At 71.7% G+C, this 14699-nt stretch carries 15 protein-coding genes; 4 read left to right on the top strand and 11 right to left on the bottom strand.

Translation table 11 applies throughout. The features are described from left to right. Positions 1-250: 250 nt before the first annotated feature. The 4 genes from infB to rimP all read right to left on the bottom strand — a co-directional run bounded on the left by infB (position 251) and on the right by rimP (position 5489). The gene (infB, locus tag OHN74_RS32045) at positions 251-3418 is read right to left on the bottom strand and encodes a translation initiation factor IF-2 (RefSeq protein WP_327698045.1); all 3168 of its coding nucleotides are present in this window, start codon (positions 3416-3418) and stop codon (positions 251-253) included. A 147-nt stretch (positions 3419-3565) separates the two neighbouring features. Further along, positions 3566-3844, bottom strand: a complete 279-nt coding sequence (locus OHN74_RS32040; RefSeq protein WP_327698044.1) for a YlxR family protein — start codon at positions 3842-3844, stop codon at positions 3566-3568. Positions 3845-3945: 101 nt separating this feature from the next. Then, on the bottom strand, positions 3946-4956 hold the full coding sequence (gene nusA / locus OHN74_RS32035; RefSeq protein ID WP_327698043.1) for a transcription termination factor NusA: 1011 nt from the start codon (positions 4954-4956) through the stop codon (positions 3946-3948). Between the two features lie 2 nt (positions 4957-4958). After that, positions 4959-5489 (bottom strand): ribosome maturation factor RimP, encoded by a 531-nt coding sequence (gene rimP / locus OHN74_RS32030; RefSeq protein ID WP_327698042.1) that lies wholly within the window; start codon positions 5487-5489, stop codon positions 4959-4961. Positions 5490-5704: 215 nt separating this feature from the next. Between rimP and OHN74_RS32025 the strand changes: the two genes are divergently transcribed. The 3 genes from OHN74_RS32025 to OHN74_RS32015 are packed head-to-tail and all read left to right on the top strand — an operon-like array spanning position 5705 to position 7694. Beyond that, positions 5705-6244, top strand: a complete 540-nt coding sequence (locus tag OHN74_RS32025; RefSeq protein ID WP_327698041.1) for a hypothetical protein — start codon at positions 5705-5707, stop codon at positions 6242-6244. Next, the gene (locus tag OHN74_RS32020) at positions 6241-6738 is read left to right on the top strand and encodes a ferritin-like domain-containing protein (protein WP_327698040.1); all 498 of its coding nucleotides are present in this window, start codon (positions 6241-6243) and stop codon (positions 6736-6738) included. Before OHN74_RS32025 ends, OHN74_RS32020 begins: the two co-directional genes overlap by 4 nt. 41 nt (positions 6739-6779) lie before the next feature. Beyond that, positions 6780-7694, top strand: coding sequence for an aminoglycoside phosphotransferase family protein (locus tag OHN74_RS32015; RefSeq protein ID WP_327698039.1), 915 nt, complete (start codon positions 6780-6782; stop codon positions 7692-7694). A gap of 74 nt (positions 7695-7768) precedes the next feature. Here the strand turns inward: OHN74_RS32015 and OHN74_RS32010 are convergent, their stop codons facing one another. The 4 genes from OHN74_RS32010 to OHN74_RS31995 are packed head-to-tail and all read right to left on the bottom strand — an operon-like array spanning position 7769 to position 10788. Continuing rightward, complete coding sequence (locus OHN74_RS32010) at positions 7769-7984, bottom strand: ferredoxin (RefSeq protein WP_327698038.1); 216 nt, start codon at positions 7982-7984, stop codon at positions 7769-7771. A gap of 1 nt (position 7985) precedes the next feature. Then, positions 7986-9206, bottom strand: a complete 1221-nt coding sequence (locus OHN74_RS32005) for an NADH-ubiquinone oxidoreductase-F iron-sulfur binding region domain-containing protein (protein WP_327698037.1) — start codon at positions 9204-9206, stop codon at positions 7986-7988. Beyond that, complete coding sequence (locus tag OHN74_RS32000) at positions 9203-9796, bottom strand: ferric reductase-like transmembrane domain-containing protein (RefSeq protein WP_327698036.1); 594 nt, start codon at positions 9794-9796, stop codon at positions 9203-9205. The genes OHN74_RS32005 and OHN74_RS32000 overlap by 4 nt, the downstream gene beginning before the upstream one ends. Further along, positions 9793-10788 carry an FAD:protein FMN transferase gene (locus OHN74_RS31995; RefSeq protein WP_327698035.1) on the bottom strand — a complete coding sequence of 332 codons (996 nt, stop codon included), beginning with the start codon at positions 10786-10788 and terminating at the stop codon, positions 9793-9795. The genes OHN74_RS32000 and OHN74_RS31995 overlap by 4 nt, the downstream gene beginning before the upstream one ends. Positions 10789-10800: 12 nt before the next feature. On the opposite strand from OHN74_RS31995, the gene OHN74_RS31990 reads away from it, so the two are divergent. Beyond that, positions 10801-11181, top strand: coding sequence for a hypothetical protein (locus tag OHN74_RS31990; RefSeq protein ID WP_327698034.1), 381 nt, complete (start codon positions 10801-10803; stop codon positions 11179-11181). Between the two features lie 111 nt (positions 11182-11292). On the opposite strand, the gene OHN74_RS31985 is transcribed toward OHN74_RS31990, so the two are convergent. From OHN74_RS31985 to OHN74_RS31975, 3 genes are all read right to left on the bottom strand, one after another. Further along, positions 11293-12999, bottom strand: a complete 1707-nt coding sequence (locus tag OHN74_RS31985; RefSeq protein ID WP_327698033.1) for a proline--tRNA ligase — start codon at positions 12997-12999, stop codon at positions 11293-11295. 95 nt (positions 13000-13094) lie between these two features. Further along, complete coding sequence (locus OHN74_RS31980) at positions 13095-13670, bottom strand: GNAT family N-acetyltransferase (protein WP_327698032.1); 576 nt, start codon at positions 13668-13670, stop codon at positions 13095-13097. A 146-nt stretch (positions 13671-13816) separates the two neighbouring features. Then, on the bottom strand, positions 13817-14671 hold the full coding sequence (locus OHN74_RS31975) for a GNAT family N-acetyltransferase (protein WP_327698031.1): 855 nt from the start codon (positions 14669-14671) through the stop codon (positions 13817-13819). Between the last annotated feature and the right edge of the window lie 28 nt (positions 14672-14699).

Below are 14699 nucleotides of genomic sequence, written 5' to 3'. Positions count from 1 at the left end.
CCTCACCCCCGCCGCCCCTACCCGTTCCCGTCCCCTGGGGGCTGCACCCCAAGCCCCCCCCCTTCGCGCTGAACGCGCTCGTCCTCAGACGCCGGACAGGCTGGATCTTTCAGCCTGTCCGGCGTCTGAGGACAAGGCCCGTTCAGGGCCGTAGCGGCGGTCCGGGGGCGGCAAGCACCCAGCAGACGCCCAGCTGGCCGACGGGGACTTCTCCCTGCCGGCCAGCTGAACTACACGCACTGCCTACCGCTTAGCCGCGCGGCTTCTCCCGCATCTCGTACGTCGCGATGACGTCGTCGACCTTGATGTCGTTGAAGTTGCCGAGGTTGATACCGCCCTCGAACCCTTCGCGGATCTCGGTGACGTCGTCCTTGAAGCGACGCAGACCGGAGATGTTGAGGCTCTCCGCGATGACCTTGCCATCACGCAGCAACCGCGCCTTGGTGTTGCGCTTGACCTCGCCGGAGCGGACCAGCACACCGGCGATGTTGCCCAGCTTGGACGAGCGGAAGACCTCGCGGATCTCCGCCGTACCGAGCTCGACCTCTTCGTACTCCGGCTTGAGCATGCCCTTGAGGGCTGCCTCGATCTCCTCGATGGCCTGGTAGATCACCGAGTAGTACCGGACGTCCACACCCTCGCGCTCCGCCATCTGCGCCGCGCGGCCCGCAGCGCGGACGTTGAAGCCGATGACGATGGCGTCGGAGCCGGTCGCCAGGTCGATGTCCGACTCGGTGACGGCACCCACACCGCGGTGCAGGATGCGGATGTCGACCTCTTCGCCGACGTCGAGCTGGAGCAGCGAGGACTCGAGAGCCTCCACCGAACCGGACGCGTCGCCCTTGATGATGAGGTTGAGTTCCTGCACCAGACCGGCCTTGAGGGCCTCGTCCAGGTTCTCCAGGGAGAACCGGACACCCCGGCGGGCGAAGTTGGCGTTGCGCTCGCGCGCCGCCCGCTTCTCGGCGATCTGACGCGCCGTGCGGTCCTCGTCGACGACCAGGAAGTTGTCGCCGGCGCCCGGGACGTTGGTGAGACCGAGGACGAGGACCGGGGTCGAGGGACCCGCCTCTTCCACGTTGTCGCCCTTGTCGTCGAGCATCGCGCGGACACGGCCGTACGCGTCGCCGACCACCATGGTGTCGCCGACCCGCAGGGTGCCTCGCTGGACCAGGACGGTCGCGACGGCGCCGCGGCCCTTGTCCAGGTGGGACTCGATCGCAATACCCTGCGCGTCCTGCTCCGGGTTGGCCCGCAGGTCGAGCGAGGCGTCCGCGGTGAGGACCACGGCCTCCAGCAGGCTCTCGATGTTGAGGCCCTGCTTGGCGGAGATGTCGACGAACATCGTGTCGCCGCCGTACTCCTCGGCCACCAGACCGAACTCGGTGAGCTGACCGCGCACCTTGGTCGGGTCGGCGCCCTCGACGTCGATCTTGTTGACCGCAACCACGATCGGCACACCGGCCGCCTTGGCGTGGTTCAACGCCTCGATCGTCTGCGGCATCACACCGTCGTTGGCCGCCACCACGAGGATCGCGATGTCGGTCGACTTGGCACCACGGGCACGCATGGCGGTGAACGCCTCGTGACCCGGGGTGTCGATGAAGGTGATGCGACGCTCTTCTTCGTTGACGACGGTCGCGACCTGGTACGCACCGATGTGCTGCGTGATACCGCCGGCCTCGCCCGCGACGACGTTCGTCTTGCGGATGGTGTCGAGGAGGCGGGTCTTACCGTGGTCGACGTGACCCATGACGGTCACGACCGGCGGACGCGCGACGAGGAACTCCTCGCCACCCTCGTCCTCACCGAACTCGATGTCGAAGGACTCGAGCAGCTCGCGGTCCTCCTCCTCGGGGCTGACGATCTCGAGGACGAAGTTCATCTCGTCCGCGAGGAGCCTCAGCGTCTCGTCGGAGACCGACTGCGTGGCGGTGACCATCTCGCCGAGGTTCATCATCACGCCGACGAGCGACGCCGGGTTGGCGCCGATCTTCTCGGCGAAGTCGGTCAGGGAAGCACCGCGCGACAGGCGGACGGACTGTCCGTTGCCGCGAGGCAGCATGACGCCGCCGACCGACGGGGCCTGCATGGCCTCGTACTCCTGGCGCCTCTGACGCTTCGACTTGCGACCACGACGCGCGGGACCGCCGGGACGACCGAAGGCGCCCTGCGTGCCACCACGGGCACCCGGACCACCGGGACGACCGCCGAAGCCGGGACGACCGCCGCCGCCACCACCGGGACCACCGGGACGACCGGCGAAACCGCCGCCACCGCCACCGGGACCACCGGGACGGCCGGCGAAACCGCCACCGCCGCCACCGGGACCGGCCGGACGGCCGGCGAAGCCGCCGCCGCCACCGGGACGACCGCCACCGGCGCCACCGGGACCACCGGGACGACCGCCGCCGCCACCGGGACCGCGGCCACCAGGGCCACCGCCGGGACGCGGGGTGCCCGCAGCGGGACGCTGCGGCATCATGCCGGGGTTGGGACGGTTACCACCGGGGCCGCCGCCGGGACGCGGAGCGCCACCGGGACCACCCTGCGGACGAGGCATGCCGCCCGGAGTCGGACGCGCGCCGCCGGGACCACCCTGCGGACGGGGAGCACCCTGGCCGCCGCCGGCGCCCTGCGGACGCGGAGCGCCGCCGGGAGCACCGGGGCCGCCCTGGCCGCCGGGACGCGGGGCACCGCCCGGACGGGGCGTCTGCGGACGCGCCATCCCGGTGGAACCACCGGACGTGAAGGGGTTGTTGCCCGGACGCGGGCCTGCGGGACGGGCACCGCCGGGACGCGGGGCGCCCTGGCCTGCCGGACGCGCGGCGCCCGGACGCTCACCACGGCCCTGGCCACGGTCCTGACCGCGGTCCTGGCCGGGACCCCGGTCCTGACCGGGACCCGCGGGGCGGGCGCCGGGACGCGGAGCACCGGGACGGGCACCGCTGGGACGCGGGGCCTGTGCGGCGGCCGGAGTGACCGGGGCCGACGGCGGAGCGGTGAACTCCGGCGTGGTCGGCGCCGCGGGGGCCGGCTTCGGCGCGGGCTTGGGGCCCGGCGTCGGGCGCGAGCCCTGGGCGGCGGGGGTGACCGGCGTAACCGGGGCACTCGGCGCACTGGGCGCGACGGGCGCCGCGGGGCTCTCGGCCACAGCGGGCTTGGGGGCCGGCGGCCGCGGGGCAGCCGGACGGGCCGACTGCGCCGGGGAGGGCGCGCCGGGCTTGGGGGCAGCCTTGCGCGGGGCGCCGGGCTTTGCGTTGCCCTGGAAGGCGTCTGTCAACTTGCGTACTACCGGCGCCTCGATCGTCGAGGATGCCGATCGGACGAATTCACCGAGTTCCTGGAGCTTGGCCATGACAGCCTTGCTCTCAACCCCGAACTCCTTGGCGAGTTCGTATACCCGGACCTTAGCCACTTCGCTCCTTTTAGGTCCGGGTTGCGGCCGGACCGTCGCTACTTCATGGGCGTACTCATCGCGTGCTCATCGAGTGCTCATCGCAATCTCGACCTACTTCCAACTCGCGGGGGTACCAGAGCCGCACGGGGTTCCGTGCGACACGTTTTACGGTGTTTCCTGCTCGACGTACCGGCGCAACGCCACCACGTCGAGCGCTCCCTGGACACGCAGTGCCCGTGGGAATGCCCGGCGGCGGACCGCCAGGTCGAGGCAGACCAGGGCGGGGTGCACGTACGCACCCCGGCCGGGCAGCGTACCGCGATGATCGGGGACGCATTCACCCTCGACCGCCACGGTGCGCAGCAGATCCTTCTTGGCCGCTCGCTCCCGACACCCCACACAGGTGCGTTCAGGGCATAGGCGGGCACGCGTCCGGCCAGACACTCCTAAGTCTACCTCCCCGCAGCGACCTCACCCCTTTGGGGGAAGAATCGAACGGCTGTTGTCGTGATCTCAGCCACCTGCGGCTTGGATCTATTCCCCCGCTAGTCCCGGGGCTGCTCAGCGGGCCGCTCGGACGGCTGCTCGGTGTCCGGGCGGATGTCGATGCGCCAGCCGGTCAGCCGGGCGGCGAGGCGGGCGTTCTGGCCCTCCTTGCCGATCGCCAGCGACAGCTGGTAGTCGGGGACCGTCACGCGCGCGGAACGGGTGGCGAGGTCCACGACCTCGACCTTGTTGACCCGGGCCGGGGACAGCGCGTTCGCCACCATGTCGGCCGGGTCGTCCGACCAGTCGACGATGTCGATCTTCTCGCCGTTCAGCTCGGCCATGACGCTGCGCACCCGGCTGCCCATGGGGCCGATGCAGGCACCCTTGGCGTTCAGGCCGCTGCGCGTCGACCGCACGGCGATCTTCGTGCGGTGCCCCGCCTCACGGGCGATGGCGGAGATCTCCACGGAACCGTCGGCGATCTCGGGCACCTCCAGCGCGAAGAGCTTCTTCACCAGGTTGGGGTGCGTGCGCGAGAGGGTGACGGACGGACCGCGCACGCCCTTCGCCACACGTACGACGTACGACCGCAGCCGCAGCCCGTGCGTGTAGGTCTCCCCGGGGACCTGCTCCTGCACCGGCAGGATGGCCTCCAGCTTGCCGATGTCCACGAGCACGTTCTTCGGGTCGCGGCCCTGCTGGACGACACCGGTGACGATGTCGCCCTCGCGGCCCGCGTACTCGCCGAGCGTGGCGTCGTCCTCGGCGTCCCGCAGGCGCTGCAGGATGACCTGCTTGGCGGTGGTGGCGGCGATCCGGCCGAAGTCCGACGGGGTGTCGTCGAACTCTCGTGCCTCCTGCCCCTCCTCCAGCTCCTGGGGGTCCTCCTTCGCCCACACGGTCACATGACCGGTCTCCCGGTCGAGCTTCACGCGCGCGTGGCGGCGGCTTCCCTCGGTGCGGTGGTAGGCGATGAGGAGGGCCGACTCGATCGCCTCGACCAGCAGGTCGAAGGAGATCTCCTTCTCCCGCACCAAGCCCCGCAGGGCACTCATGTCGATGTCCACGGCTACGCCTCCTCCTCTTCCGTCATGTCCTGCTCATCTTGCTTGTCCTGCTTGTCCTTGCGGTTGAACTCGACCTGGACGCGGGCCTTGTCGATGTCGGCGAAGGCGAGCCGACGGGCGGTGGCCTTCCGGCCCTTCACGCCCGGCACTTCGAGGTCCAGGCCCGTGTCGTCCACGGTCAGGATTCTGGCGACCAGTTCCCCGCCGCCCTCGGTGAGCTGGAACCTCACCAGCCGCTCGACGGCACGGACGTAGTGCCGGTGCTCGGTGAGTTCACGCTCGGCGCCGGGGGTGCCCACCTCCAGGGTGTACTCCCCCTCGCCCATCGCGTCCGTCTCGTCGAGCTTCGCCGAGAGCGCGCGGCTCACATCGGCGATCGCGTCCAGATCGGCGCCGTCGTCGGAATCGACGACGACCCGCAGCACTCTCTTGCGCCCGACCGACTCCACTGCGATCTCTTCGAGATCGAGACCCTGCGAGCTGACGAGCGGCTCCAGGAGCTCTCGAAGCCTCTCGCTCTGGGTGGTGCTCATCCGGGTGACTCCTCGGCCGCGTGTGCTGTTGTGGGTAGGTCGCGTGTCAGGTCAAAGGGTATCCGGTCCCGGAGGGTGTTGCCGTCCACCGGGACGCCGCCCGTCGCCCGGCTGCGCCGGTGGCGGGCGGTGGGCCCGGGCGCGGGTACGGTGATCGCGGGCGTGCTGCCCTTCCCTGGTGTCCCGTTCGTACGAGCCCTCCGAGGACGTCTGCCGTGCCGTTCCCCCCACCCTCGCGCACCCTGCCGGGGACCCCTTCGGGTCCGCGCCGAAGGACTCTGCTCGCCTCGGCCGCGGGCGCCGCCCTCCTCGTGGGCTGCACCGCCGAGCCGGACACGACGGCCACGAGTGCCGGCAGTCCGTCGGTCGCCGAGCGCACGCGCGCGCGTGCGGCGCGCGACAGCACGGAGCTCGCACGGCAGTACGACGCTGCGATCTCCGCGTTTCCAGTACTGGCGGACCGGCTGTCGGAGCTGCGGGCGGAGGTCGTACGGCACGCGAAGTCGTTCGGAGGCGGCGAGCCGACACCGACGCCCACGCCCACGCCCACCTCGGCATCCGCGTCGCCTTCGGCTTCTGCGGCGCCGGCGAACGAGCGGGAGGCCCTCGCCGGGCTCGCCGCCGCCGAACGGACCCTGGTGGACCTGCGCACGAAGGCACTCCTGGAGGTGCCGGGTGAGCTGGCGCGGTTGCTGGCCTCGGTGGCGGCTGCCGGTGCCGCGCATGTGTATCTGCTGACGGAGGGTGCGAAGTGACGGGAACAGCGGCAAAGAAGGCCGAGAAGGACACTGCCGAGCTGACCGCCCTCCAGGCCGCCCTGGGCGCCGAACACGCGGCGGTGTACGGGTACGGAGTCGTCGGCGGGCTGATCGGCGGGGCCCGCATGGGCGAGGCGCGCGCCGCGTACGACGCCCATCGGGCCCGGCGCGACGAGCTGGCACGCGCGGTGCGGGCCCTCGGGGGTACGCCGGTGGCCGCGGCGGCCGGGTACGCCCTGCCGTTCCCCGTGTCGGACTCGGACGCCGCCGTCCGTCTCGCGGCCGAGCTGGAGGAGCGGGTCGCCGGGGTGTATTCCGACCTGGTCAGGGCAACCCTGGGGGAGCGGCGCCGGACGGGCGCCGAGGGGCTGAGGGAGGCCGCTGTACGGGCGGTTCGCTGGCGGGGCGGGAGCGTACCCTTCCCTGGTCTTGTCGAGCGGTCCGGCTCCGCGTCGGCACCGGCCACGGCGTCGGCGACACCCACGGCGTAGCCCGTACCGCATCCCGCGTACCGGAAGGAAACGACTCGCGCATGGCTTTCGAACCGCCGCCCCGTCTGGTGAGGGCGCTCGGCGAGACGGCACCGGACGGTGACGACTGGCTGGCGCGGCTGCCCGTGACGGCTCAACAGGCCGTGGATCTACGCGTGTTGACCGTGGAGCGGGTACAGGCTCCGGGCGGTCGCAGCAGCCTGGTGGTGCTGGTACGGCGGGCTGACGGTACGCCCGCCGTCCTGAAGCTCGCGCCGCGCCGGGCCCGGCCGGAGAGCGAGCGGGCCGCGTTGGCGCACTGGGGCGGGGCGGGTGCGGTGCAGTTGCTTGAGCCGTCCGCCGCCTCCACCGGTGAGGGTGTGCTGCTGCTCGAACGGCTGCATCCGGATGTGTCGGTGCGGTCGCTGCCCGAGGCGAAGGCCCTGCTGGAGGCGGCGGGGACGCTGCGGCGGCTGTGGGTCGAGCCGCCCGCCGGCTGGGACGCGGTGTTCGAGACGGTGGCGGCCCGGACCGGGCGACAGGCCGAGGCGATGTCGACGAGTGCCGGTGCGGACGCCGAGGTGGCTCCGCTCGTCGACGCGGCGCTGGCCGCGCGCGAGGAGTTGCTGGTCACGCCGCCCGAGGCGCGGTTGCTGCACGGTACGTTCCGGCAGAGCAAGGTGCTGGCCGGTGGACGGGTGCCCTGGCTGGCGGTGGGGCCGGATCCGGTGGTCGGTGAGTGCGCGTTCGATTTGGCGCGGCTGGTTCGGGACCGGGTGGAGGATCTGATCGGGTCGTCGTCGGGGGCGGCGATCACTCGACGGCGGGTGAAGCGGCTTGCCGAGTCGTTGGACGTGGATCAGGAACGGTTGCGGGGGTGGACGTTGTTCAGGGCTGTGGAGTCGGGTGTGCGGGCACTGCGCGTGGGGCGGCCCAGGGATGCGGAGTTGTTGTTGGAGTTTGCTGGGTGGCTTTGAGGTATTCGGTCTCGTTGTCGGCTGCGGGTTCGTCGTGGCTGGTCGCGCAGTTCCCCGCGCCCCTGAGGGGCGCGTCACCTGGGCCTGAGTTTGAGGGCCAGGACCGGGCAGTCGGACGCTGCTCTGCGGGCTCGTTTGATCGTTCTGGCGGGGATCGGGGCGCCGTCGACGAGTGGGTAGCCCCATTCGTCCAGCGTGATGTGTTCCGGGAGTAGTTCCGCGCACAGGCCGTGGGCCTTGCAGGATGTCCAGTCGATGTCGATCGTCGTCGTTTCGTGGCTCTGGGGCATGTCAGCGCCTCTCGTCGGGGACCGGCAGCAGCGGGGTCACGTCGGTCGCCGTGCAGTGGCCGGTCGCGTGGGCGTCGAGTTCGGTGGCGAAGGTGGTCAGGGCCGAGCGGACCAGGCGGACCGTGCCGTCGGGGTGGTGGCAGGCGCCGCGGCCCTCGACGAGGCCGGCCCAGCGGGCGACGTCCGCGCGGACCGTGCCCTGGGGGCCGGGGGCGGCAAGGGTCCGGAATGCGGCGGCGATCCGGGGCAGGCCGTTGAGACAGGGGCCGCACCGGCCCGCCGACTCCAGGGCCAGGTACCGCAGGACGCGGGCGGTTTCGGCGAGGCCGCAGCGGTCGGCGGGCAGTACGGCGAGTACGCCTGCCCCCAAGTGGGCGGTGTCGAGCGGAAGTCGGGCCGCTTCCGGAGCCGGGATCCAGGTGCCGTGGTAGCCACCGACGAGGACCGAACCGGTGGGGCCCAGTGGCAGCAGCCTGCCGATCGGCATCCCGAACGGGGCCTCGACGACCCGCACCTCACGTCCGGGCACATGCACCGTGCACAGCGCGCTGCCGGGTTCCGAGGGCGTCCCGGCGGCCCGGAACCAGTCGGCACCGTAACGGGCGATCAGCGCGAGGTGGGCCAGGGTCTCGACGTTCTGGACGAGGGTCGGGGCCCGACGCACTCCGCGTTCCCGCACCGGCGGGTGCTGGTACTGCGGGAGGGCGGCGCCACCGGAGACGTACGAGGCGAGGGCGGAGGACTGGCCGGACAGGAACCGTCGGGGAACCCGGACGACCTTGACGGACAGCGGATCGCGACGGCGCTCGGCGAGGGCGGCCTCCAGATGGCCGGCACCCGCCTCCACCGCGAGATACGCCTCCCCGGCCCCGACCGCCTCGGCCGCCAACTGGAGCCCGTCCAGGACGAGATGGGGCGAGAGATGCAGCAGTGTCTTGTCCTTGCGGCTGGCGGGCTCCCCCTCGGCACCGTTGGCGACGACCACCGGGGCACGGCCCGTCCTGCGTCCGGCGTCGGCCACGGAGACGAGTTTGCGGTACGTGGCGAAGGCGGCTCCGCCGCGGCCGGTGAGGCCCGACTCGGCGACGGACTGCAGGAGTTGGGGCGGACTGCCGTACGAGACGGGTCCGTACCGCTGCTCGTGCGTGGCGAAGTCGGCCGGGGTGCCGCCGGGGGCCAGGAGGCGGGGCGACATGAGGACCTCGGTGTACGTGGCGGTCATGAGCGGGCCCCTTCGAGCGTGCGTTCCGGTGTGTGGAGCAGGGCTGCCGGGGTCCGGCGGGAGGCGCGTACGGCGTGGGCCGTGCGGATGGCGAAGGCGACGAGCACGGCGGCGACGCAGGACACGGTCAGCCAGGTCATCCAGTCCGCTCCGGTGTCCGTGCCGATGCCGATGCCGTGGACGAGGGCGATCGGCCAGGAGGCGTACGCGAGCCAGTGCACGGCACGCCAGGTGCGGTGGCCGAGGCGGGCGCGCAGGAGGCTGGTGACCAGTACCGCGAGCATCAGGTCGAGGGCGACCGTGCCGAGGCCCAGCCAGAGGGGCTGATAGGCGGAGACGAAGGGCACGAGGACATCGAGGGGGGTGATGTCGACGTAGCCGTCGATCACCGCGGCGGCTATGTGAAGCGCGAGGAAGGCGGTGGCGGAGAGCGAGAGGGTGCGGTGGAGGGTCACCGTGCCGAATCCGGGGAGGCCGGGGAGTCTTCCTCTCAGCCTCACGGCGATACCGAGCAGGACGACGACGGTGAAGAGCATCAGGCACACGGCGCCTGTCGCCCGGTTGGCGTACCAGAGCGTTTCGGAGGTCACGGGGTTGCCTCCGGGGGTGTGGTGGTTCGGATGGTGGTGCGGGTGGTGGTCGAAAGCGGCCAGCCCGGTGTCGTCACGACCGTTCCGTCCGTCGTCACGAGCCGCGCGGGGAGGCCCAACCCCGTCAGCCAGCGTTCCGCGCCCGTGCCCTTCACCAGAGCCGCCGTGCTCGCCGCGTTGGCGTCGGCGCAGTTGGCCGCCGCCACCGAGACCGTGCGCCAGGGCGTGCGGGCGGGGAGGCCGGTGTCCGGGTCGATGATGTGGTGGAGGGTGTGGTCGCCCCGGCGCCAGTGGCGGGCGGCCGTGCCGGAGGTGGCGAGGCCGCCGCTGTGGAGGCCGATCGTGGCGTACGGGCCCTGGGTGGGCGGCTCTTCCGCCGGGCCGGTGATGTCCTGGACGCGGACGCGCCAGCCGCCCGCCGGAGGCTCGCCGGCGACCGCCGTGTCGCCGCCGAGGCTCACCAGGACTCCGCACCCGGCGGCCCGGGCGAGCGTTCGCGCGGCCCGGTCGGCCGCCCAGGCCTTGGCCGTGGCGCCCAGGTCGAGGCGGATGCCGGACGGGACGGTGACCGTGCCGGTCGTGCGGTCCAGGTGGATCCGGCGCCAGCCGGGGACCCGTCGCACGGTGAGCCGTACCGGGCGGTCGTCCTCCTGGATCAGGGTGAAGTCGCGGTCGTAGCCGAGCGCTTCCAGCGCCGAGCCGACCGTCGGGTCCACGGCTCCGTCGGTCTCCTCGGCCGCGCGCAGGGCCACGGCCAGGGCCTCGGCGAGCAGCGGGCTGACCCGGGTCGGGCGGCCGTCGGTGCCGTCCAGGGCGGAGAGTTCGGAGTCTGCGCGGAAACGGCTGCAGGTGGCGTCGACCTCGGCCAGATGGCGGGCCAGGAGGAGGTTGCAGGAGTCCAGCAGGGCCGGGTCGGTGGTGACGAGCCGGACGCTGGTACCGAGGGCGCGCCAGTCGGCGGCGGCCGTGGGGCGGACCGCGGTGGTCGTCACGACGCCCCCGAGGTGGAGTCGGCGGAGCCGCTGGAGTCGGAGGAGGTCAGGTCGTCCGAGGAGGACTGGAGACCGGCGGAAGAGTTGTCCGACGTGGACGAGTCCGTCGACGAGGACGATGTATCCGTACTGGTGTCCGTGCCCGTACCGGTGTCGGTACTTGAGCCGGTGTCCGTGCTGGTGCTCGAACTGGATGTCGAGTCCGAGTTACTGCTCGCCGTCGTCGTCGCGTCCGACTCCATCGTGCCGACGAGGGCGAACACCCCGGCAGCCGCGGCCAGCGAGACCGCCGCCGCCACGGCCGCCGTGCGCCGCATCCCTCTGCGCACCGCCGCGGCGGCTCCCCGCTCCTGCTCCCTGACCGTCATGGCCGTTCCCCTCCGTAGGATGTGACTCTGTGTCACGCCCTACGTTCGGGGAACAGCCTGAGAGAAGTCTGTGAGGCGTCCATACGCCTCCCGAGAACTCTCTGAGAGCAGGATTTAAACAGTCGGGCGGTGAAGGTCAGGCGGTGGCCGTCAGGCGGGCGATCGCTTCCTCGACCGTCAGTTCCTCGCGCTCGCCCGTCCGGCGGTCCTTCAGTTCCAGGACACCCTCGGCCGAACGGCGGCCCGCCACCAGGATCTTCGGTACGCCGATCAGCTCGGCGTCCGTGAACTTGACGCCCGGGGAGACGCCGGCCCGGTCGTCGACCAGGACACGGGCACCGGCCGCGGCCAGCTTGTCGGAGACGTCGAGGGCCAGTTCGGTCTGGAGGGCCTTGCCCGCGGCGACGACGTGGACGTCGGCCGGGGCGATCTCCTTCGGCCAGCACAGGCCCTGCTCGTCGGCGTGCTGCTCGGCGAGGGCCGCGACCGCGCGGGAGACGCCGATGCCGTACGAGCCCATGGTCACGCGGACCGGCTTGCCCTGCTGGCCGAGAACGTCGAGGCTGAGGGCGTCGGCGTACTTGCGGCCGAGCTGGAAGATGTGGCCGATCTCGATGGCGCGGTCCAGCTTGAGGCCGGTTCCGCAGGCCGGGCAGGGGTCGCCCTCCTGGACGACCACCGAGTCGATGTACTCGTCGACCTCGAAGTCACGGCCGACGACGACGTTCTTCGCGTGCAGACCCGCCTTGTTGGCGCCGGTGATCCACGCGGTGCCGGGGGCGACGCGCGGGTCGGCGAAGTAGCGGACCTTCTCCAGACCCTGCGGGCCGACGTAGCCGCGTACGAGGTCGTCGCGGCCCGTGAAGTCCTCGGCGGTGACGAGTTCGACGGCGGCGGGTGCGAAGTGCGCCTCGACCTTGCCCAGGTCGACCTCGCGGTCACCGGGGACGCCGATCGCGACGATCTCGCCGTCCACCTTGATCAGGAGGTTCTTGAGGGTGGCGGAGGCGGCGACGTCCAGGTAGGCGGCGAGCGTCTCGATGGTCGGGGTGTCGGGGGTGGGGATCTCTTCGAGAGCGGGGACGGCCGAACCGTCCACCGGCTGGAGCGCGTACGTGATCGCCTCGGTGTTGGCGGCGTAGTCGCAGCCCGGGCAGTCGGCGAAGGTGTCCTCGCCGGCGGCGGCCGGGGCGAGGAACTCCTCGGACTTGGAGCCGCCCATGGCGCCCGCGGTGGCGGCGCAGATGCGGTAGTCGAGGCCGAGACGCGCGAAGATCTTCTGGTACGCCTCGCGGTGCAGGGCGTACGACTGGGCCAGGCCCTCGTCCTCCGTGTCGAAGGAGTAGGAGTCCTTCATCAGGAACTCGCGGCCACGCAGGATGCCCGCACGCGGGCGGGCCTCGTCGCGGTACTTGTTCTGGATCTGGTAGAGGATCACCGGCAGGTCCTTGTAGGACGAGCACTGGTCCTTGACCAGGAGGGTGAAGATCTCCTCGTGGGTCGGGCCGAGGAGGTAGTCGCCGCCCTTGCGGTCGTTGAGGCGGAACAGCTCGGGGCCGTACTCGTCCCAGCGGCCGGTCGCCTCGTACGGCTCCCTCGGCAGCAGGGCGGGGAGCGTGACCTCCTGGGCGCCGATGGCGTCCATCTCCTCGCGGACGACGCGCTCCACGTTGGCCAGGACCTTCTTGCCGAGCGGCAGCCAGGACCACAGACCGGCGGCGGTACGGCGCACATAGCCGGCCCTGACCAGCAGCTTGTGGCTGAGCACCTCGGCGTCGGCGGGGTCGTCACGCAGTGTCTTGACCATCAAACGGGACATGCGCTGGACCTGGGCCTGGGCCATGATTCTCGACTCCTGCTGCGTAAGGGTGATGGCAGGAGGTTAGCCGGGGGGTGCGGGACGGTGGAAATCGGTAACGCTCGCGCGGCTCCTCGGCTTCAGCGGCGGCGCAGCGGGAGCGGGGCGCCCATCACCGCGTAGGGCTTCGGGGCGCTGGGGAAGAGCACCTGGCGCGCGAGGTCCTCGTAGCCGAGGGAGTGGTACAGGCCGCGGGCCGGGCTCTCGGTGTCGATCGCGGAGAGGATCGAGCGGGGTTCGGCGGCGGAGTCGGTGATCGCGGTGATGAGGGCACGGCCGACACCGATGTTCTGGAAGGTCGGGTGGACGTGCAGCTCGGTGATCACGAAGGAGTCGTCGAGCCAGGCGTCGTGGCCCTGTCGGCGCAGATACGGCTCGACGACGGTGGACCACCAGTGCGTACGGTCGTTCGGCATGCCGTACACGAACCCGGCGAGCCGTCCCTCCGGGGTGGTCGCGCCGAGCGCGCGGGCGCCGGGGTAGGTCAGATGCCGCAGAACGATCTGCCTGCGTACGGCGACCTCGTCGGCGCCGAGCCCGAACGCCACGGCCTGGACGGCGAGCGCCTCGTCGACCCGGGCGGCGAGGTCGAGGGGGCCGACGACCACGTCGTGGGGGCGGCGGTGACGGTGGTCCTGACCGGGGAAGCGCGGCATGTCGGGAGACTACAGGGGGTGCGGAGTGTCCTTGCGGGGTGCGGACCGGATGTGGCTGACCCCCGCTCCCCCGGATCGCTCGGACAGCACCCGGACATCACTCGGACAGCACTCCGACAACGGGGGTCATTTCGGATCGGGATGCTTCAGAACAGGACGCTCATGAACGCGCCGACTTCCTGGAAGCCCACCCGCAGATATGTCCGGCGGGCGGGAGTGTTGAAGTCGTTCACATACAGGCTGACCACCGGGGCCACGTCCGCGAGGGCGTAGCGCAGTACGGCGGCCATCCCGGGGGCGGCGAGGCCCTGGCCACGGTATTCGGGGGCCACCCATACGCCCTGGATCTGACAGGCCTGCGAGGTCGCGGCGCCGATCTCGGCCTTGAAGGCGACCTTGCCGTGCTTGTCGAGGCGGGCGAAGGAGCGGCCGGAGCCGACCAGTTCGGCGACCCTGGCCTGATAGAGGAGACCGCCGTCGCCTGCGAGTGGCGAGATTCCGACCTCCTCGGTGAACATCGCCACGCACGCCGGCATGATCGTCTCCATCTCGTCCTTGAGTATGCGGCGGACGTACGGATCCGGGGTGACGAGAGCGGGATCGGGCAGCCGGTCGGTGACCATGAGGGGCTGGTGGCGGCGGACCTCCCTGGCCGGGCCCCAGTTCGGTTCGAGCAGCCGCCAGAGCTGGGTGGTGGCTTCGGCGGGGCCGACGATGGAGGAGCAGCGGCGGCCCGCTCGCCTGGCGCGGTCGGCGAAGGCGCGTACGGCACGCGGGGTGGCGCAGATCGGGACGAGGTTGGCGCCCGCGTAGCAGAGGCTGGTGAGCATGCCGTCCTCGTACCAGCCCCACATCTCGCCGCCGAGGCGCCAGGGGTCGAGGCCTGCCACCTGAACACGGGAGGTCACGAAGGCGTTCGCTACCGGCTCGCGGCCGAGGACGGCGAGCGCTGCGTCCAGGTCGCCCGGGTCGAGCACCCGGGAGGTGGTCTGCGTCAACACGTGCGGGGCCTCACCGATGCGGTCTGCT

The sequence above is a fragment of the Streptomyces sp. NBC_00459 genome (assembly GCF_036013955.1).
Classification (GTDB): Bacteria; Actinomycetota; Actinomycetes; order Streptomycetales; family Streptomycetaceae; genus Streptomyces.
This window is presented reverse-complemented; position numbering and strand designations above follow the sequence as displayed.